We start from the raw sequence: 18582 nt of genomic DNA on the forward strand, positions 1-18582 counted from the left end.
ATCCACATATTGTGCAGCCCTAGTTGAGATGAGTATGACTGATAAAACATTTATAAAAGGTAAAGACCGCGATTTAGAATCGTCGATCTCTACTATGCAAAATAAGCTAAAAGCCCTTAATATTAATATTGAGGAAGCGTTATGGCTTAACCCTGTAGCTAACTGTTATTCGGTACATATTCGTGACCAAGACTGTGGCGTAATGTTTACCAATGGTAAAGGCGCAAACGACAAAGCATCGTTAGCTTCGGCATTAGGCGAATACTTTGAACGCTTAAGCTGTAACTACTTTTTTGCTGACTTTTATTTAGGTGAAGAGTTTGCCCATGCAGAGTTTACCCATTACCCAACCGAAAAGTGGTTTACAGTAACAAACGATGAAGTGCCTGAAGGCATTATGGATGAAAGCTTATGGGACTACTTTGATCCAGAGCGCGAACTTAATGCATCGCACCTTTTCGATTTTAACTCTGGTAATGTTAAGCGTGGTATTTGTACTGTGCCATACACCCGCCAAAGCGATAACCAAGATGTGTATATTCCGGTTAACGTTATTGGTAATATTTTTGTATCTAACGGTATGAGCGCCGGCAATACTAAATTTGAAGCACGCGTACAAGGCTTATCCGAAGTATTTGAACGCGCTATAAAAAGCCGCATTATTACTGAGGGCTTGTGTCTGCCTATCGTGCCTGAAGAAGTAGTTAAGCTGTATCCTAAAATTCATGAAGCGTGTGAAGAGTTACGCAGCCATGGTTTTCATTTACGTATTGCCGATGCCTCTCTAGGCGGTAAATACCCAGTAATGAGCGTTACCCTTATTCACCCAGCCGATGGCTCTGTATTTGCTTCTTTTGGTGCTCACCCATCGTTTGAAGTGGCACTTGAGCGTACCGTAACAGAACTATTACAAGGTCGTCGTTTAGATCAACTTGATGTGTTCCAACCTGCTACTTTTGATAATGATGAAGTTGCCTCTCCTGAAAACACTGAACTGCACTTTATTGATTCTAGTGGCTTAATTTCTCATGACTTTTTCCGCGCAAAAGCCGACTTTGACTTTGTGCATTGGGACTTTAGCGGCACAACTGAGCAAGAATATAACTTTTGTACCGACTTAATTCATAGCATGGGGCATGATATTTACATCATGGATTACACCCACTTAAACGTATATGCATGTCGTATTTTAGTCCCTGGTATGTCAGACATTTACCCAGTTGATGAACTAATTTGGCGTAACAACAATGAAGGCGCTAAGTTCCGCGAAACATTTTTATCACTTGATCAGTACGACGTTGAGCAATGGATGGAAATTTATGACTCACTAGAAGAAGCGGGTCATAGCGATATCATTCGCGCCGCCGAGTTTATTGGTTTAGTAACCGACCCTGATACATCTTGGGATACACTGCGTATTGGTGAACTAAAAGCGCACCTTTGCCTAGCCGCAGGTAACGAAGAAGCCATTGATTGGGTTGACTGGATATTACATACCGGGCAAGTAAACGAAGATGCAATGCGTCACTTTCGCTGTTTAAAAGCTATTTTAGAAATAAAATACGATGACGAACGCGAATATGCAGACTATCAAGATGCATTAGGCTTAATGTTTGGTACTGCCAATGTAACGCTAGCAATTGAAATAGCCGAAGGTCGTAAATTATTTAACGGTTTAACCTTCCCAGGCTTATCGCTTACTGGCTTTACAAAGCATGCCGCATTACTTGATGGTTATCGCAAACTCCATGTAGCTAAACAGCAGCATTGGGCACGCGAGGTTAGCGACTCGTAATTTAGTTAAACTATTAATTATAAAAATAAAATGGCGCATAATCTGATGCGCCATTTTTATTTGTACAATAAATTAGCTATAGTGGATACTGTCTAATATAAAAGCAAAATGTAGCTAATGTCGCCAATAAAAAGTAGTAACAACAGTAAAAACAATAACTTTAAGTTAGCCTTTTGGCTGTCGATTACGCTTATAGTCTTAGTTATCATTATGCTAGATCGTATTAATTATAATCGTGCAAAAGACGCCAATCAATTACATACCTTTTCAGAAGTGAGCACTTACAGGGCCCAACTCGAAGCAACTTTAGTGTCTAATATTCAGTTAATTCGTGGTTTGGGAGTCGCTATTACTGCCGAAGCTAATTTAGACCAAGCACGTTTCTCACAAATTGCAGCCCCCTTATTTGAGACCTCAAACGAGCTACGGAATATTGGCGGTGCGCCCGACATGATAATTAAAATGATTTACCCGCTTGCCGGTAATGAACAAGCCTTAGGCCTTAATTTTTTAGATAATGAAACTCAACGTATCGATGCAATTAGAGCCAGAGACACAAATAAAATTGTAATGGCTGGCCCGCTAACTTTAATACAAGGGAGTTCTGCACTTGTTGCTCGCGTTCCTGTTTATAAAACAGATAAATCCTTTTGGGGGCTGCTTTCTGTCGTATTAGATCTTGAAAAGATATATCAAAACGCTGGTATTTACGAGCTTCAAGAGCAGTACAATGTTGCTATTCAAGGACGCCATGGCTTAGGTAAAAAAGGCGATTTTTTTTATGGCGATAAAAGTATAAAGCAACAAGACCCACTAGAGTTTACGCTTAACTTTCAAGGCGGAAGCTGGGAGCTTTATGTTGTACCTAAAAAGGGCTGGGCCCCGCCTAGCGCGACTATTTGGCCACTACGCTTAGCAAGCATAATTATATGCGGACTGATTATTTGGTCATTTTTGTTCTTTTTAAAAATGCTTAATCGGCAACAGCAAAATGAGAAAATGCTGGAAGTTATGAGTGATCTGGCACTCGTAGGCGCTTGGTCGTTTAATTTAGAAAACAAACAAGCATATTGGTCTGATATGACCAAAAAAATATTTAAATACGCCCCTGACGAACAACCACAATGGCCAAAGGATCTTGGCTACTTTAAGCCCGGAAAAAGCCGAGAAAAAGCAGCTAAATTAATTGAACGAGCGATTAAATTTGGTGAAAGCTACGAAGCTGAACTTGAAGTTATTGACGCTAAAGGCAATATTATTTGGGTATTGGTACACGGTGAAGCTGAGCATAAAAATGATCGCTGTATAAGAATATTTGGCTCATTACAAAATATTGATACCCGTAAAAAAATAGAATTAGAAAATAATAAAATATCGCTATTTAACGAAGCCTTAGCGTCTTTAACCGTTAACGATCAAATTTTAAACGGGCAATTAAGCCAATCTAAAGATGTGATTACTCAAGCAATTTGTCAGGCGCTCAACATCGATCAAGCCAGCATTTGGCTATTTAGCGACAATAAAACCCAGCTCAAGCCTATTGCCTTTCATAATATAAACACCACCATAAATAACAACAATGAACCATGGTTACAAAAAGATATTCCTGATTTTTTTGAAGCTATAGAGCGCAAAGCCATATTTAGTGCAGCAGATGCACAGCAGTGCCCTATTTTAATGCCAATTAAAGAGCACTACCTAAAGCCACTAAAAATAAATGCCATGTTGTGTGCAGTTATTCCTGCCGGAAGTGGGATCATAGGTATGGTTTGCGCCGAGCAATGCAACAAAACCCGCGCTTGGGCGCACAACGAAGAAAGCTTTTTAATTGCTGTAGCAGCACTTATTGGCAGCCTTTACTCTAGCCAACAACGTATAGAAACAGAGCAACAACTAGTAACCGCCAAAGAAACGGCAGAGCAAGCTGTAGCTGCTAAAAGTGAGTTTTTAGCGAGCATGAGTCATGAAATTCGCACTCCTATGAATGGGGTGTTAGGGATGCTCAATATCGTAAAAAACACCCAATTAGATCAACAACAGTTGCATCATATAGAACTTGCTCAGTCGTCGGCGCAATCATTACTGAATATTATTAACGATATTTTAGATTTTTCTAAAATAGAGGCTGGTAAATTAGATATTGAAAAGATTCAATTTAATTTACCACGTTTGTTAGGTGAGGTTGTTGAATCATTTGCGCTTAAAGCCGAGCAAAATAATACCATCTTAATTTTAGATGCAACCCTCATCACCGTCAGCGAAATAGTTAGCGACCCTAATAGGTTACGACAAATATTAAGTAACTTAATTAGTAACGCGGTTAAGTTTACATTTGACGGAAAAATAGTAGTCACCGCAAAAATTGATGAAACAACCGATGGTACATCTTTAGTTTGTTCCATTATTGATACCGGTATTGGCATAAAACCAGAAAAACACGCCACATTATTTGACTCATTTACTCAAGCAGATACCTCTACAACACGCCAGTATGGCGGCACAGGCTTAGGCCTCGCTATTGCAAAGCAGTTATGTGAGCTGATGGGAGGTGAAGTAAGCGTAACCAGTATGCTACACGAAGGCAGCACTTTTTCGTTTTCAATAAAAGTACAACCTAAATTAAGTAAGCAGCAAGACCTACCTAGCCATTTAATTAAAAACAAACATATTTTAATTATTGATAGCTGCTTATTAAACTCAACCATAGCTAAAAAGCAGCTGATAATATGGCAAGCAAATGCAAATACCTTAACCGACTACACTGCTGTAAGTGCGTATTTTAAAGATCAGGCAACTACAACCCTCGATGCTATTTTAATCGACTATTATTTTTTTGAACAAGCGCCGCAATCGCAAATTACTGAAGTTAAAAATTACCTGGCTAAGCACAGTTGTAAGCTGATAATAATGGCACCTATGAGCTATTCCAAAGATGACTCTACGCTAAGTTTAAAAGTAGACTCAATGATTTTTAAGCCATTAACGCCCTCAGACCTATTTGACTCTCTTGCTAATGATAAATACATAGAACAACAGCAGCAACAGGCACAACTACAAAATAAACTCACTGAAACGCCATTAGTGAATACAAATGAGCCACAAGTTTTATTGGTAGAAGACAATAAAATTAACCAAGTGGTTGCAGGGGCTTTATTAAAACAAGCCGGTATTTCATTTGATATTGCTGAAAACGGATGTGAGGCGATAAAGCAATTAAATGATCAACCCGCTAATACTTATCAGCTAATTTTAATGGACTGCCAAATGCCTGAAATGGACGGCTACCAAGCAACTAAAGCGATTAGAAATGGTGACGCGGGTAAACATTATCAAAACATAGCTATTGTTGCTTTAACTGCCAATGCAATGCAGGGAGATAAAGAAAAGTGCTTAGCAGCGGGTATGAATGATTACTTAAGTAAGCCACTCGATTTTAGTGCACTGCACCCCAAACTTCAGCAATGGCTTGGCACTCAATAAAAGTGTAAGCTAATCATATAGTTTATTAGTTGAGATGAGTTATGCAATTATCAGCAAATCAACAGCGTATTATTGGCTGTTTACTAGAAAAGCAAAGTACAACTCCCGAACACTACCCTTTGTCGTTAAATGCGCTAACTAATGCGTGTAATCAAAAATCAAATCGTGCACCGGTTTTAAACTTAACCGACAGCGAAGTGCAAATTGCACTCGATGAATTAATAAATGCCCGACTGGTTACCATTGATGAAGAGCTTTCTGGACGAGTAAATAAATACGACCACCGTTTTTGTAACACCGAGTTTAGTAGCTTAAAATTTAGTACGCAGCAGCGCGCAATTATTTGCTTGTTACTGTTACGTGGTGCGCAAACTCCCGGAGAATTAAAAACGCGATGCGCACGATTAGCAAATTTTAATAGTGTAGATGACGTTGAGCTTGCACTTAATAAACTAATTGAAAGTGACATAGTAACCAAACTTGCGCGCGAGCCTGGTAAACGTGACTGTCGTTATATGCATTTGCTTGGCGAGCAACCAATAAGTGAAATAACACGCCCTGCAGAGCAAGCGACTGATGAATTAAAAAGTGAAGAACTCAATGAGTTACTCGCCGAAGTCGATGAGTTAAAAGCCGAGTTACAAAAAATTAAAGCTCACTTAGGGCTTTAATTTATTAGCCCTAAATCACATAATACAAGCGCTCTGCTGAGCGAAATAATTATTTAACCCTAAGGAGTTGGCCATGCGCGCCGAGATTATGGCTGCAATGAAAGTGCAGCCAGTTATTGATGTAAATGCTGAAATTAGCCGTCGTGTTAACTTTATTAAAGCCCGCTTAATAGCAGCCCATGCAACGTCTTTGGTATTAGGTATTAGTGGTGGAGTCGACTCTTCAGTGTGCGGTCGTTTATGCCAACTTGCTGTTAATGAACTTAACCAAGAGCAAAGCACTACTGATTATAAATTTGTTGCGGTACGCTTACCTTACGGTGTGCAAGCCGACGAAAATGAAGCGCAACTAGCGGTTGATTTTATTCAACCTAGCAGCCGCATGACGGTAAATATTAAGCCCGCAACCGATGCGCTACACGAACAAACAATGGCGGCTATTGTTGGTAACGGTGAATCACTCCCTGAGCAAGAAAAAATTGATTTTATTAAGGGTAATGTTAAAGCCCGTCAACGCATGATTGCACAATACGAAATTGCTGCATTTTGCCAAGGTTTAGTAGTTGGCACCGATCACAGTGCCGAGAATATTACCGGCTTTTATACCAAGTTTGGTGATGGCGCTTGTGACCTTGCACCGCTTTTTGGCTTATCAAAACGCCAAGTGCGCGCTTTAGGTAGTACATTAGGTGCTTCGTCTGTATTAGTTAATAAAGCACCTACCGCAGATTTAGAAAGTGATCGCCCAGGACTTACCGACGAAGAAGCGTTAGGTTTAAGTTATGAGCAAATTGATGACTTTTTAGAAGGTAAACCGGTTACGCAACAGGTTGAACAAACACTTAGCGCTATTTATCAGCGTACGCAACATAAGCGTCAACCAGTGCCAACTATATACGATGAGCTTTAATACAGTAATTATCGTACGATACCTTAGTAATTTGACTGATCGACCGCTTAAAGTATTACGTAAGATTTTAATTAAATTGGTATTAACGCTGATCCCCTGCCAAAAGAGAGCTTTGTAGTATATATGACACCACCGATTTTAATTACAGGTGCTGGGCAACGCATTGGCCTTGCTTTAGCTAAACATTTTATTGCACAAGGGCAGCCGATAATTATTACCTATCGTACTCGCCACGCTGCAGTTGATTTATTGGAGCAGCAGGGCGCTGTATGCATTTATGCAGACTTTAGTACTGATGATGGTATTAGCACTTTTATTAAAGCACTTAAAGAGCATACCAACTCACTACGCGCTATTTTGCATAATGCTTCCAGTTGGGACTGCGAAGCTAATAACGCCAACTTTGCGCAACTGTTTGACAATATGATGCGAATTCATGCAAAAACACCTTATTTAATTAATTTACTGTGTGCAGAGTTATTACTAAATTATCAAACAGAGATGAATACTCCCGCAGATATTATTCATCTTACCGATTACGTAGTAGAAACAGGTAGCCCAAAACATGTCGCTTATGCCGCAAGTAAAGCAGCGCTTGATAACTTAACAAAGTCGTTCAGTGCTAAGTACGCACCTAATATTAAAGTAAATTCGGTTGCACCATCGTTAATTATTTTTAATGAGCATGATGATGAACAATATCGTGCTAAAACGCTGAAAAAGTCATTAATGGGTATCGAACCAGGATGCCAAGAAATAATCAATAGTATTGATTTACTATTACATAGCCACTACATCACAGGCCGCGCTATACCTGTAGATGGTGGTCGGCATTTAAAGTAAACCAAACTAAATTAACTGAGAAATTTATGCATAACGAACTAAAACAAAGCTATGAAAATATTATTACCGCTGTAGGGGAAGATCCTAACAGAGAAGGCTTACTCGACACGCCAAAACGTGCTGCTAAAGCAATGGAATACCTAACTCAAGGGTATCGTCAAACATTAGAAGAAATTACTAATAACGCCGTATTTACCTCAGATGCAGACGACATGGTATTAGTACAAGACATAGAGCTTTATTCTATGTGTGAGCATCATTTATTACCTTTTACTGGCCGTTGTCATATTGCTTATATTCCCAATGGCAAAGTATTGGGACTGTCTAAGTTTGCCCGTATTGTTGACATGTTTGCCCGTCGTTTTCAAATTCAAGAGCAACTAACTCATCAAATTGCTAAAGCCGTTGAAGAAGTAACGGGTGCAACCGGGGTTGGCGTAATTGTTGAAGCTAAACATATGTGTATGATGATGCGCGGCGTAGAAAAGCAAAATTCAAGTATGCGTACCTCTGTAATGCTGGGTAACTTTAGAGCCGATCCAAAAACACGTAATGAGTTTTTGCAGCTAATAAAAGGCTAACTTATGGCTAATGCAATTATTAACGTAACCAATTTACGACTGCGTACTTTTATTGGCTTTAACCAAGAAGAGCGCGAGAAAAAGCAGGATGTAGTGATTAACTTAGAAATTCATTACCCTGCACACGACGCCTGTAAAACCGATGAAGTAGATCAAGCACTAAACTACAAAGTAATTACCAAAGAAGTAATCACTTTAGTAGAACAAGGCGACTTTTTATTACTCGAAAAACTGGTTGCTGAAATTCTTGCTGTTTGTCATTCACACCCAAGTGTTCATTATGCTAAGGCTCGCGTAGATAAACCGCATGCATTACGCTTTGCCGATTCTGTGTCTTTGACGTTAGATTGGGCTAAATAATACGTGTGGATCAATTGATTTAGAATAAATAAGAAAGCTTAAATAAGCTTTTCGACACCTAAGGTAAGGGCGATAACGGCTAAGTAGCGTGCCCCCTTACCTAGTGTTACCAACAATAAAAACGTACTAAAACGCACTTTAAATATTCCCCCTATTACGGTAAGCGGATCGCCAACTATAGGTAGCCAGGCAAATAATAAACTATATACACCGTATTTATTAAACTGCTTTTGTGCTTTTTCAAGCCCCTGCTCTGACACTGGAAACCAGCTTTTATCTTTAAAGCGCAGTACTTGAGTACCCAACCAGTAATTAACGCAGCTCCCTAATACATTGCCCAAAGTGGCAGCTAGCCATAACAACAATAAATTTACTTTACCTTGGGTCATCATAGCTACCATTACCACCTCTGACGAGCTGGGCAATAAAGTAGCCGATATAAAAGCGCTAAAAAATAGCGTGAGATAAAGCATAGTATCCTTAACAATAGGAAGTAAATAAAAAATAAACCCAGCAAAAGCTGGGTTTAAAATACGCTATTAACAAACCGACATTGCTATTTTATCAAATTTAAACTCAACGGGTAGTCAAACTCTTTACCATCATTGGCTTTAACCGCGGCAATAATCACCATTACAAACGAAAATATAGCGACTATTGGCAGTAAAATTACACCAATAACAACAAACATTAAAAGAAAACACACAAAGTAAGCAATCATCATAGTGATTTGAAAGTTGAGTGCTTTTTTGCCATGAACATCGACAATCGGCATGTCATCTTTTTTTATTAACCACACAATTAACGGCCCAATTACAGAGCCTAATGGCACAATAAATCCAGACAAGGCACTTAAATGACAAAGCATTGCCCATGTGCGGTCATCTTTTTTGACGGGTTCCAGCTGTTGCTCATCATGCATAACGCTATCCTTATATTTACTATTTTTGCGTGAGTGTAAGTGTGTATTTCATAACTATAACTCAGTTTATAAACTTATTTAGCTAACTTAGTAATAAATTAAGGCATCACTTTTAAATGATGCCTTTAGCTTATTACTCAATGGTTGTACTTTGCTTACTCTTTAATACCCATTAAATCGAGCATAAATGCATAGTTTAGCGCGGTATCTTCTAAGCGCTTAAAGCGCCCTGATGCACCGCCATGCCCTGCTTCCATATCAATTTTAAACAGTAACTTATTGTCATCTGTTTTATAGTCACGCAGCTTAGCAACCCACTTTGCTGGCTCAAAATACTGTACTTGCGAGTCGTGCAGACCCGTAGTTACTAGCATATTAGGGTACGCTTGCTTAGACACTTGATCGTACGGCGAGTAAGATAGCATGTACTCATAGTATTCTTTTTCATTTGGGTTTCCCCACTCACCATATTCGTTAGTTGTTAGTGGAATACTTTCATCAAGCATGGTTGTAACCACATCCACAAAAGGTACTGCGGCAACCATACCTTTGTAAAGTTCAGGAGCTTGGTTTGCTACTGCGCCCATTAATAAGCCACCAGCGCTACCGCCTTGGGCAAATATTTTGTCTTTAGCGCCATACTTTTGCTCTACCAGTGCTTTAGTCACATCTATAAAGTCATTAAACGTATTCTTTTTAGTAAGTAATTTACCATCGTCATACCAAGGACGACCTAACATTTGCGAGCCTCGAACATGGGCAATAGCAAACACAAAACCACGATCAAGTAAACTTAAACGCGCACTTGAAAAAGTTGGATCCATAGTGGCGCCATACGAGCCATAACCATATTGTAGCAATGGGTTCGTCGCATCTTTTTTAAATTTATCTTTACGGTAAACTAAGCTTACGGGGACTTTTACACCATCGCGGGCGTTAATAAATATACGTTCAGATGCGTAATTATCAACATTAAAGTTGCCTAGCACAGCTTGTTGTTTTAAAAGCGTTTTATCCGTTGTTTTTAGGTTTATATCGTAAGATGAACCCGGCGTGGTCATGCTCGTATAGTAAACACGTAACTTATTGCTGTTTATATCGTTATTACCATAAGCACTAATAGTGTAGGCACTGTCGTTAAAAGATAATAACTGCTCTTGATTAGTGCTTAAATTGCGTATTATTTGTCGCGATTGCCCCATTTCACGCTGTTGGTAAACCACATAGTCATTAAATAACTCTATCCCTTCTAGCTTTATATCATCACGTGCTGGGATCAGCGTTTGCCAGTTTGCTTGATCATGTGCTTTATTAATAGCGACTTTCATTAGCTGAAAATTAACCGCATTTAAATTAGTGACAATATAATAACTCTCACCTAATTTAGAAATACTATACTCAAGATTCGCTTGGCGTTTAATTAAGCGTTGAGGCATTGCTTTAACGTTATTTGCGCTAAGCACCGACATACCTGATGCAGTGCTACTACTGTGCCAAATATAAATTTCAGTACCGTCTTTGCTTTTACTTAACCCGGTGTAATAGCTTGAGTCTGTTTCTTCGTAAACTAGTTCGTCATTGGCCTGCGGCGTACCTAAAGTATGGCGATAAACCTGGTAGCCTAACAAAGTCTGTAAGTCTTTTTTAATGTAATACAGTGTTTTGTTATCGTTTGCCCAAACAAGGTTACCACTTGTGCCTTCAAGCGTATCTTGGAGTAGCCTCCCGGTGCTTAAATCTTTAATTTTAACGGTATAAATACGTCTACTGAGAGTATCTTCACCGTAAGCCATTAAGTTACCGTTTGGACTCACATCTAAACCACTTACAGCATAATAGTCATGAGCCTTAGCAAGTTCATTTACATCTAAAATAACCTGTTGGTTAGCTCCTGAAAAGTCACTGCTACGCACATAAGTAGTGTACTCGTTATTGCCACGAGTTTGCGACGAGTAATAATAATCACCTTTTTTTATCGGTACTGAATCGTCATCTTTTTGAATACGCCCTTTAAGCTCGGCAAAAAGTTTAGCTTGCTGCGCTTGAGTATGAGCAAGCATGGTATTTGTGTAGCTATTTTCAGCCTCAAGGTAACTAATAACATCGGCTGCTTTGCGTTCATCGTCACGCAGCCAATAGTAATTATCAATGCGGGTATCGCCATGAATAGTCATGGCGTGCGGTACTTTTTTAGCTATAGGTGCAACAACTTGAGGTAACTGCTCTGCTGTAGTACTTATAACGTTTGTTTGGACTGCTTCGGGCGCCTGATTGCAGCCACTTAAAATAGCTAAAGATGATATAGCTAGAACACAAGGGATATGTTTCATAAGATAAAGCCTTTACTTTAGTGAAGCTAAATAAAAAGGGAGCCGAAGCTCCCTCTAAGTAACAATTAAGTTATAAGCTTACTTTTGCTTACGACGACGCATAAATGCAAGCGGCGCAGTAAGTAATAACCAAGCTAATGAACCCGAAGATTTTTTCTCTGGCTCTGGTGTTACAACAACCGGTGGTGGTACTACTTTAGTAATACTAACCGTAACCATTGCAGGCTCTGATACATTACCACGCGTATCAATTGCCACTACTTGTATCTCAGCTGAAGAATCACCTGTCAGTAAAGCTGTGTTAGTAACAACAACTTGACCATCGGCATCAACACCCAAACCTTGGTGAGTATTTGACTGAACAAAGTACTCTGAAATAGCTAAATCAAACTCAGACTCTGTTACTGTTAAAGCACCTACAACGGTACCGTTTGCTGCATCTTCAGAAACAGTAAATTCACCACCAACAAGCGCTGGCGCTGAAACATCTGGAACCTCTAAATCAGCAGCTGCCATCACTTTAACAACATCTAAGCCTGAAGCCTGTGTTAGCGCAAATGGACCACTTGCTGTAACAACTGCTTTTTCACCTGGTTTAAGTGTTGTAACTGCTTCACCTGTTTCAAGCGAGGTAAATGCTACTTGAGGTTGCATACCAAATACAGTTGAACCTGTAACACTATCAGTTTCAGTAAATACACCACTTTGATATGCAGCATAACCCACAGATGCTTTAAAGTTCATCTGCTCGCCTAGTAGTGTCCCATCTATATTAAGTAGTTCAGAACAACCAGAGAAGGTAATGGTGTCCTCTCCCGCAGAGTGATAAAGCGGAGTACCCCACGCCCATGAATCATTACCCGCGCCATCTGTCTCACCAATTAGCGTACGGCTACGCCCAGGGAACGCTGTATCGCGGCCACGGTCGTTTAAGTTTGTCATAAACTGATCTGCTACACCGTCATTATCGGTATCAATTTCTAATCTGTAACCCGCTTGGAAGGTATGCGTTAGTGGGTCACGTAGTTGAATCGATGAGGTAACAAATATGCCTGAGTCACAAAACTCTGCATTAAACGCCGAGAAAGTAGTTGCTAGAATATTAAATTCAGCTTCTGCAAATGTTTTCTCAACACCCACTGCAACAATGCTTTCTGCTTGTGGCATAATTTCAGTTTGACCACTATTTGTAACAACAAGAGCCATTTCACTATCGACGATTTGCGATGAAACGCTTAGCTCAGTAGCAGCTTTAGGCATTGCATGATAAACAAGGTGTAAATCATGGTCAGTATCTGTGCTGGCATCATCAAACACCAAAGCACCATCAAACTCTACTGAGGTTAATGCTGCACTTCTTGCTGCAACTTCCTCTGCGCTAAATGGGTTATTTAGATTCCACTCTGGTAACTTAGCTGGATCAACGGTTAATACTACGTCAAAATTAATAGCTTGGCCTGCAGGAACAGTAATTGATGCAGGGAAATCCCAACTAATAGCCGCAGTATCTATATCGCTCTGGTAACGCGCTTCTGTACGTAAGTTATAAGTTTTAGCGTCAGCTGAGAAGTTCTTAACTGTTACCGTTTTAGTTAACGATGCAGTTTCTGTCATGCTTTCTAAGCCAAATGAAAGCGCTGCTTGCTTGGTATTAAACTTAGCGTTATTTACCCATGCAGCAACCGGTAAATTAACCGCTTTAGCTACATCAACTAAACCTGCGCCAATCATACTAATAGGTGCTAATTCTGAAGCAGGATTAATTGCTAACGGCTCGTTTGTTACATTTAAATTAGCCGCATTCATTATTGTTGCTTTAATTTCAAAGGCATTACGATCTGGATGTGCTTCACGAATCATCGCAACAGCACCAGCAGTAATTGGACCTGAAAAAGATGTGCCTGAAACTGGGTTAGTACCAGTTTGAGTACCTGCTGCTGCAACATCAATACTAGTACCTGGTGCGGTAATTTCTGGTTTTAATAAACCATCCATTGAAGGACCACGAGATGAGAACGTAGCTACAGCGCCAGATGTAGTTTTAATGTCAATGCTAATATCAAATGTTGCCGGACCACCTGCTGCTAACTGTGCTTTTAAAGCCGCACCTGCAGCAAAATTAATGCCTACGTTTTTAATTGTTACAGCAGCATCAAAACCACCCATAGGAGCTGGTGTACCATCATCAGTATTGTTTGCAATCATCACAAACTCTGCACCATTTATTTGTGCGTTTAATACTTTGTCGGTAAATGCACAAGCACCACGGTCTATTAATACAGCTTTACCGGTAAAATCAACATCGGCGGCAAACGCAACACAACCATTTTGGTTAGCGTCTGGATAAACTAACTCAATGTCTGCACCTGTAATTGTATAAGCTTCTTGTGGACCAAAGCTTGATGGCTGAATATCACCTTCAACACCAGCAATAGTGCCTGTAGCAACACCTATTTCAGTTGTAGGGTGTGTCATTGCACCTACAGATAAGGCATTAGGTGTGGTACTTGGGCCGCCTATACGGAATGGGTTATCACCATCGTTACCCGCAGAAATAACCATATTAACGCCTAATTCAACAGCACGCTGAATTAAGTATTGTGTACCGCCGCCAGTATATGTGTCGCCAAACTCGCCACCAAGCGACATATTCATTACATCTACACGGTCAGAAATATCACCATCGCCATTAGGATCCATTGCGGCTTCTAGTGCTGCAGCCTGTGCGGCACTTGGACAACCGCCACCACATACAGAGTAAACATAAAGTTCAACGTCTGGCGCAATACCATTTACTGAGTTTGAAGATGAAGTACCATGGTTTGTTGGAGCCCCTGTTGCTGGAGAATTAGCAGGATCGTTCTCTATCGGATCAGCGTCTTCATTAATAAAGTCGTAACCACCTTTAACAACACCTTGAGGCCAAGCCACTGTAGCAGGATCTGCTTGAGCGGCGTTATAAGCTTCAACTGTACCTTCTCCACCAAATGCTTGATGAGTGTAATCAATACCCGTATCTAATACCGCAACACGCTGACCTTTACCACTTGCAATACCGTCTACAATAAGTGGTTTTGCATTAATATAGTCTGAGCTTGCTGCAACATGCAGTTCGCTATCGAACATAGGTAATACTTTTGCTACTCGTGAATCTTTAGCAATTTTAGCAAGTGCTTCGGCTGAAGCTTGAACGATTAACGTAGGTGCTAATATTTTGGTTTTACCAATTATTTTTGCATCAAAATCTAAGCTATTTAACTCAAGAGTCATAGTGTCTTGAAGTTGCTCTATATTAGCTGTAATTTCACGATTATTTGATTGCTGGTAAGTACCTGCAACATAGGCGTCTACTGATGTTGTAGCGCGTAATACAATCATATGTGCCGATGGTTCTTTTTTATCTGCAACTTGCTCTTTTACTGCCTCAGCTTTTTGATAAGTAATATTAGCCGTAGGTAAGTTACTTGCACTTGCAAGTGTTGCAATAAATGCGCTTGAGACAGCAGTGGCAATTGCTGTTTTCTTTATTATATTTTTAGACATCATTTCCCCTAGGATAGGTTATGTATTATTGTATTTACTATATTCAACCATTGGCTTAAATATAAAACTTAAACCCATACGTGAGCAACAGCTTAATTACATTTAAGTTACAAGTAACACGTTAAAACAGAGAAAAAACTATCAACAAACTGATTCTAAAGGGAAAAGAAAGAAATTAAGTTTGTGAACAATTGTAAACAACCAACACTTATTTTGAGATGTAAATGGATAACGAAGTAATTAATATTTTAAGCATGGCCAAAGTGATTCAAACCGCGGTTGCTCCCGTCTTTTTAATTACAGGTATTGCTGCCACTTTAGGGGTTTTATCAAACCGTTTAGCGCGTATAACAGATAGAGCTCGTTTGCTTGAACGTAGACTAAAAGTAAGCACTGATGATGACTTTAATCTGTCGTTAACCACCGAGCTAAGAGCGCTGCTAAAGCGCTCTCGTTGTATACACCTTGCATTTAGCTTGAGTGTATTAAGCGCACTGTTAGTATGTGCTGTTGTAATGTTATTATTTTTATCACATATTCAATCTGTTAACTTAGGTGTAACGATAGGTAGCTGTTTTGTAGCTGCTATGGCTTTGCTTATCTTTGCTTTTATGTCGCTACTTTGCGAAGTGTTTTTAGCCACTCGCAGTATGCGCCGTGGCATGATATTCGCCGACGTCGATATTAACGATTAAGCCTCAAGCAAACCAAACTATCGCTTTCACTTGAATAAAAGTGGCAGCTAAGATACAAAGATAGAATTAGAAACTTTTACTAGGGATAAGTTTAATGAAATTGAAGCAAGTATTTATCGGGGCATTATTATCAACATGCGCACTTAGCGTATCAGCAAATTCTGCATTTAAAGAGCCAAGCGACGCTATTGAATATCGTCAAGCTGCATTTTCTATGCTCTCAGTACAAATTAGTGACATGGGCGCTATGCTTAAAGGCAAAATTCCTTTTGATGCAGATAAATTTAAAGCACGTGCAAATAACGCAGCTGCACTGGCAAAAATGCCATGGGAAGCGTTTTACGAAGGTACTGATAAGGGTGATACTGCTGCACTTGCCGCTGTTTGGGCTGAAAACGACACTTTTATGAAAAAAGCAACTGCATTTCAGCAATACGCAGATGAACTTGCTGTAGCTGCACAGTCTGGCGATAAAGCTGTTATTGGTAAAGCGTTTGGCGCATGGGCCAAAGGCTGTAAAGATTGCCACACGCAATTTAAAGACTAAGTTTTTAAATAATAAAGGCGCCTATTTAATTCATAATCGGATTTAAATAGGCGCCTTTTTATTTTTAACCCAAGTTAAGTAAATAACTAAGTGGCTCACTGCCCCAAGTTGTCATAAGCACTACAAGCAATATTAAAAATACGACCCAAGCTAACCAAGGTGCTTTTGTAAGTATTGCTGGCTTTTCATTTGGCTGTTGTTTCGTTCCGGTGATCATCGCTTTCACTAAAGGCTTGCCTTTAATCTTATAAATTACAATTGCTAAAACATGCAAACCTATCGCATAAAGTAAAATATCAAAGTTTAAACTATGTAACCAATTAGCAAAATCAACTGTACTGCTCGACACGTACTGCGCTAAAGGCCCATCAGTTAAAATACCATCACTACTCATTAAGCCACTAACAAGCTGAGTAATAATAAGTATAAAAAACAACAACACCATATAACTACCTGGCGCAGAATGCCCAAGCGGAGTTTTATTAGTTTTAAGTGAGGTTATTACCGCTTGCGGGGAGTGTATTAACGCGCTTAACTTAGCTGTTTTACTGCCTATAATCCCCCATATTAATCGCGTTAAAATAAGTGCTAAGGTAAAAAAGCCAGCAATAAAGTGCAGTTCAATCATACCTTCTTCAATACTAAAATAGAGCACAGCAATACTAAACACTAATAACCAGTGAAAGCTTCTGACAAAGCCATCCCATACTTTTACTTTAAACATTAGTTATCTCGCTAATTAAGTTATTGTTTCATTATTTCAAACTTTGTTTAGATTTGCATTAAACCTATTATTTAAAGCATGCTTTATGGCACACTTAAGCAATTAATTTTACTGGCTAATATTTCTGCAAATGAACAGACCATCGCGTGCAATTTTAAAAGGTTTTGTTGACATGTTACCGCTTTGTTTGGCGGTGATCCCTTGGGGAATACTCTGTGGCTCACTGGCTATTCAAAATGGTTTTACTGCCCTTGAAACTCAAGCGATGTCTTTATTAGTGTTTGCGGGCTCTGCACAGCTTGTCGCTATTGAGTTAATTGCGGGAAATACGCCACTACTCACCATTTTGTTTACTACCTTTATAATTAGCTCTCGGCATTTTTTATATGGCTTAGCGGTACGTCATAAAGTAATTGATCAACCTTTGCGCTGGCGTCTACCTGTAAGCTTTGTATTGACCGATGAGTTGTTTGCATTTTCGCACCACCCTAAAGCCTATCGTACAAAAATACGTTTAATTTACGCACTTAGCGCCGGTTTTAGCTTTTATATTGCATGGAATTTATGGACATTTATAGGCATTGTTGCTGGTACTATGCTCCCCGATTTAACCCATTTGGGCCTCGACTTTGCTATAGCCGCTACATTTATAGCTTTAGTTATTCCGGGTGTTAAAAGCCTCGCCTCACTCGTTACAGTTATAGTCGCAGGCATTAGCGCTACACTGTTTAAAAGTACCGGATTTGAGTTATGGCTGGTGAGCTCTGCATTACTGGCCATGAGCGCAGGATACTTTACAGCAAGAATAACTGCTAAAAAGGAGCGCAACTTATGATGACCACTATTTTACTAATGGCCTGTATTACCTTTTTTACCCGTTACTTATTTTTGCACCGCGCTTTACCCTTTAAAGTTGGGCCTAAAATGCAACAATTTTTAAGTTTTAGTGCACCAGCGGTACTTACGGCTATTTGGGTACCTATTGTATTTTTAAACGATGATGGCATTAATTTAAATTGGCAAAACCCTTATTTAAGTGCGGCTATAGTAGCTATTATTGTGGCTTATAAAACCCATAATATTTACTACACTACGATTGCGGGTATGGGGTTGTTTTTAATTTTAAATTAAAAACAACCTTAATATATACAACAACCATATTAAGCAATGTACTTAAAAGA

At 39.5% G+C, this 18582-nt stretch carries 16 protein-coding genes; 11 read left to right on the plus strand and 5 right to left on the minus strand.

Annotated elements, in window-relative coordinates; all coding sequences use genetic code 11:
• The first annotated feature begins 34 nt into the window (after window positions 1-34).
• The 7 genes from ycaO to folX all read left to right on the plus strand — a co-directional run bounded on the left by ycaO (window position 35) and on the right by folX (window position 8640).
• A complete protein-coding gene (gene ycaO, locus H5058_RS08130) occupies window positions 35-1795 on the plus strand; it encodes a 30S ribosomal protein S12 methylthiotransferase accessory factor YcaO (RefSeq protein WP_086997093.1) in 1761 nt (586 codons plus the stop codon).
• Between the two features lie 117 nt (window positions 1796-1912).
• On the plus strand, window positions 1913-5275 hold the full coding sequence (locus H5058_RS08135) for an ATP-binding protein (protein ID WP_182677621.1): 3363 nt from the start codon (window positions 1913-1915) through the stop codon (window positions 5273-5275).
• Between the two features lie 41 nt (window positions 5276-5316).
• Complete coding sequence (locus H5058_RS08140; protein ID WP_182677623.1) at window positions 5317-5946, plus strand: YceH family protein; 630 nt, start codon at window positions 5317-5319, stop codon at window positions 5944-5946.
• A 73-nt stretch (window positions 5947-6019) separates the two neighbouring features.
• Window positions 6020-6856 (plus strand): ammonia-dependent NAD(+) synthetase, encoded by an 837-nt coding sequence (gene nadE / locus H5058_RS08145; RefSeq protein ID WP_011326802.1) that lies wholly within the window; start codon window positions 6020-6022, stop codon window positions 6854-6856.
• A gap of 123 nt (window positions 6857-6979) precedes the next feature.
• Complete coding sequence (folM, locus tag H5058_RS08150; protein WP_011326801.1) at window positions 6980-7699, plus strand: dihydromonapterin reductase; 720 nt, start codon at window positions 6980-6982, stop codon at window positions 7697-7699.
• A gap of 26 nt (window positions 7700-7725) precedes the next feature.
• Entirely contained in the window at window positions 7726-8280 is a 555-nt protein-coding gene (gene folE / locus H5058_RS08155) for a GTP cyclohydrolase I FolE (RefSeq protein ID WP_058372272.1), read from the plus strand.
• 3 nt (window positions 8281-8283) lie between these two features.
• The gene (folX, locus tag H5058_RS08160; RefSeq protein WP_011326799.1) at window positions 8284-8640 is read left to right on the plus strand and encodes a dihydroneopterin triphosphate 2'-epimerase; all 357 of its coding nucleotides are present in this window, start codon (window positions 8284-8286) and stop codon (window positions 8638-8640) included.
• A gap of 38 nt (window positions 8641-8678) precedes the next feature.
• On the opposite strand, the gene H5058_RS08165 is transcribed toward folX, so the two are convergent.
• The 4 genes from H5058_RS08165 to H5058_RS08180 form a co-directional block, all read right to left on the minus strand.
• Entirely contained in the window at window positions 8679-9113 is a 435-nt protein-coding gene (locus tag H5058_RS08165; protein WP_089367541.1) for a YqaA family protein, read from the minus strand.
• An 83-nt stretch (window positions 9114-9196) separates the two neighbouring features.
• Window positions 9197-9562, minus strand: a complete 366-nt coding sequence (locus tag H5058_RS08170) for a DUF4870 domain-containing protein (RefSeq protein WP_011326797.1) — start codon at window positions 9560-9562, stop codon at window positions 9197-9199.
• A gap of 155 nt (window positions 9563-9717) precedes the next feature.
• Complete coding sequence (locus H5058_RS08175) at window positions 9718-11892, minus strand: S9 family peptidase (protein WP_182677625.1); 2175 nt, start codon at window positions 11890-11892, stop codon at window positions 9718-9720.
• A gap of 78 nt (window positions 11893-11970) precedes the next feature.
• Window positions 11971-15435 carry a S8 family serine peptidase gene (locus H5058_RS08180; protein ID WP_182677627.1) on the minus strand — a complete coding sequence of 1155 codons (3465 nt, stop codon included), beginning with the start codon at window positions 15433-15435 and terminating at the stop codon, window positions 11971-11973.
• Between the two features lie 224 nt (window positions 15436-15659).
• Here H5058_RS08180 and H5058_RS08185 point away from each other — a divergent pair, with 224 nt between their 5' ends.
• Entirely contained in the window at window positions 15660-16130 is a 471-nt protein-coding gene (locus H5058_RS08185; RefSeq protein WP_011326794.1) for a DUF2721 domain-containing protein, read from the plus strand.
• Between the two features lie 94 nt (window positions 16131-16224).
• Entirely contained in the window at window positions 16225-16677 is a 453-nt protein-coding gene (locus H5058_RS08190; protein ID WP_011326793.1) for a cytochrome c, read from the plus strand.
• A gap of 64 nt (window positions 16678-16741) precedes the next feature.
• On the opposite strand, the gene H5058_RS08195 is transcribed toward H5058_RS08190, so the two are convergent.
• Window positions 16742-17401, minus strand: coding sequence for a cytochrome b/b6 domain-containing protein (locus H5058_RS08195; protein ID WP_086997074.1), 660 nt, complete (start codon window positions 17399-17401; stop codon window positions 16742-16744).
• A 130-nt stretch (window positions 17402-17531) separates the two neighbouring features.
• On the opposite strand from H5058_RS08195, the gene H5058_RS08200 reads away from it, so the two are divergent.
• Together H5058_RS08200 and H5058_RS08205 are read left to right on the plus strand one after the other, a co-directional pair.
• Window positions 17532-18236 carry an AzlC family ABC transporter permease gene (locus H5058_RS08200; RefSeq protein WP_041454307.1) on the plus strand — a complete coding sequence of 235 codons (705 nt, stop codon included), beginning with the start codon at window positions 17532-17534 and terminating at the stop codon, window positions 18234-18236.
• A complete protein-coding gene (locus tag H5058_RS08205; RefSeq protein ID WP_041454306.1) occupies window positions 18233-18532 on the plus strand; it encodes an AzlD domain-containing protein in 300 nt (99 codons plus the stop codon). The genes H5058_RS08200 and H5058_RS08205 overlap by 4 nt, the downstream gene beginning before the upstream one ends.
• The last annotated feature ends 50 nt before the right edge of the window (window positions 18533-18582 follow it).

The sequence above is a fragment of the Pseudoalteromonas sp. SR45-4 genome (assembly GCF_014163535.1).
Lineage (GTDB): Bacteria > Pseudomonadota > Gammaproteobacteria > Enterobacterales > Alteromonadaceae > Pseudoalteromonas > Pseudoalteromonas nigrifaciens.

Bases quoted from the DNA above. Each gene is read 5' to 3' on its own strand.
- nadE (WP_011326802.1), top strand. From the start codon at position 6,020: ATGCGCGCCGAGATTATGGCTGCAATGAAAGTGCAGCCAGTTATTGAT.
- H5058_RS08135 (WP_182677621.1), top strand. From the start codon at position 1,913: ATGTCGCCAATAAAAAGTAGTAACAACAGTAAAAACAATAACTTTAAG.
- H5058_RS08140 (WP_182677623.1), top strand. From the start codon at position 5,317: ATGCAATTATCAGCAAATCAACAGCGTATTATTGGCTGTTTACTAGAA.
- ycaO (WP_086997093.1), top strand. From the start codon at position 35: ATGACTGATAAAACATTTATAAAAGGTAAAGACCGCGATTTAGAATCG.
- H5058_RS08190 (WP_011326793.1), top strand. From the start codon at position 16,225: ATGAAATTGAAGCAAGTATTTATCGGGGCATTATTATCAACATGCGCA.
- H5058_RS08170 (WP_011326797.1), bottom strand. From the start codon at position 9,562: ATGCATGATGAGCAACAGCTGGAACCCGTCAAAAAAGATGACCGCACA.
- H5058_RS08175 (WP_182677625.1), bottom strand. From the start codon at position 11,892: ATGAAACATATCCCTTGTGTTCTAGCTATATCATCTTTAGCTATTTTA.
- folE (WP_058372272.1), top strand. From the start codon at position 7,726: ATGCATAACGAACTAAAACAAAGCTATGAAAATATTATTACCGCTGTA.
- H5058_RS08205 (WP_041454306.1), top strand. From the start codon at position 18,233: ATGATGACCACTATTTTACTAATGGCCTGTATTACCTTTTTTACCCGT.
- folX (WP_011326799.1), top strand. From the start codon at position 8,284: ATGGCTAATGCAATTATTAACGTAACCAATTTACGACTGCGTACTTTT.
- H5058_RS08180 (WP_182677627.1), bottom strand. From the start codon at position 15,435: ATGTCTAAAAATATAATAAAGAAAACAGCAATTGCCACTGCTGTCTCA.
- H5058_RS08200 (WP_041454307.1), top strand. From the start codon at position 17,532: ATGAACAGACCATCGCGTGCAATTTTAAAAGGTTTTGTTGACATGTTA.
- H5058_RS08185 (WP_011326794.1), top strand. From the start codon at position 15,660: ATGGATAACGAAGTAATTAATATTTTAAGCATGGCCAAAGTGATTCAA.
- H5058_RS08165 (WP_089367541.1), bottom strand. From the start codon at position 9,113: ATGCTTTATCTCACGCTATTTTTTAGCGCTTTTATATCGGCTACTTTA.
- H5058_RS08195 (WP_086997074.1), bottom strand. From the start codon at position 17,401: ATGTTTAAAGTAAAAGTATGGGATGGCTTTGTCAGAAGCTTTCACTGG.
- folM (WP_011326801.1), top strand. From the start codon at position 6,980: ATGACACCACCGATTTTAATTACAGGTGCTGGGCAACGCATTGGCCTT.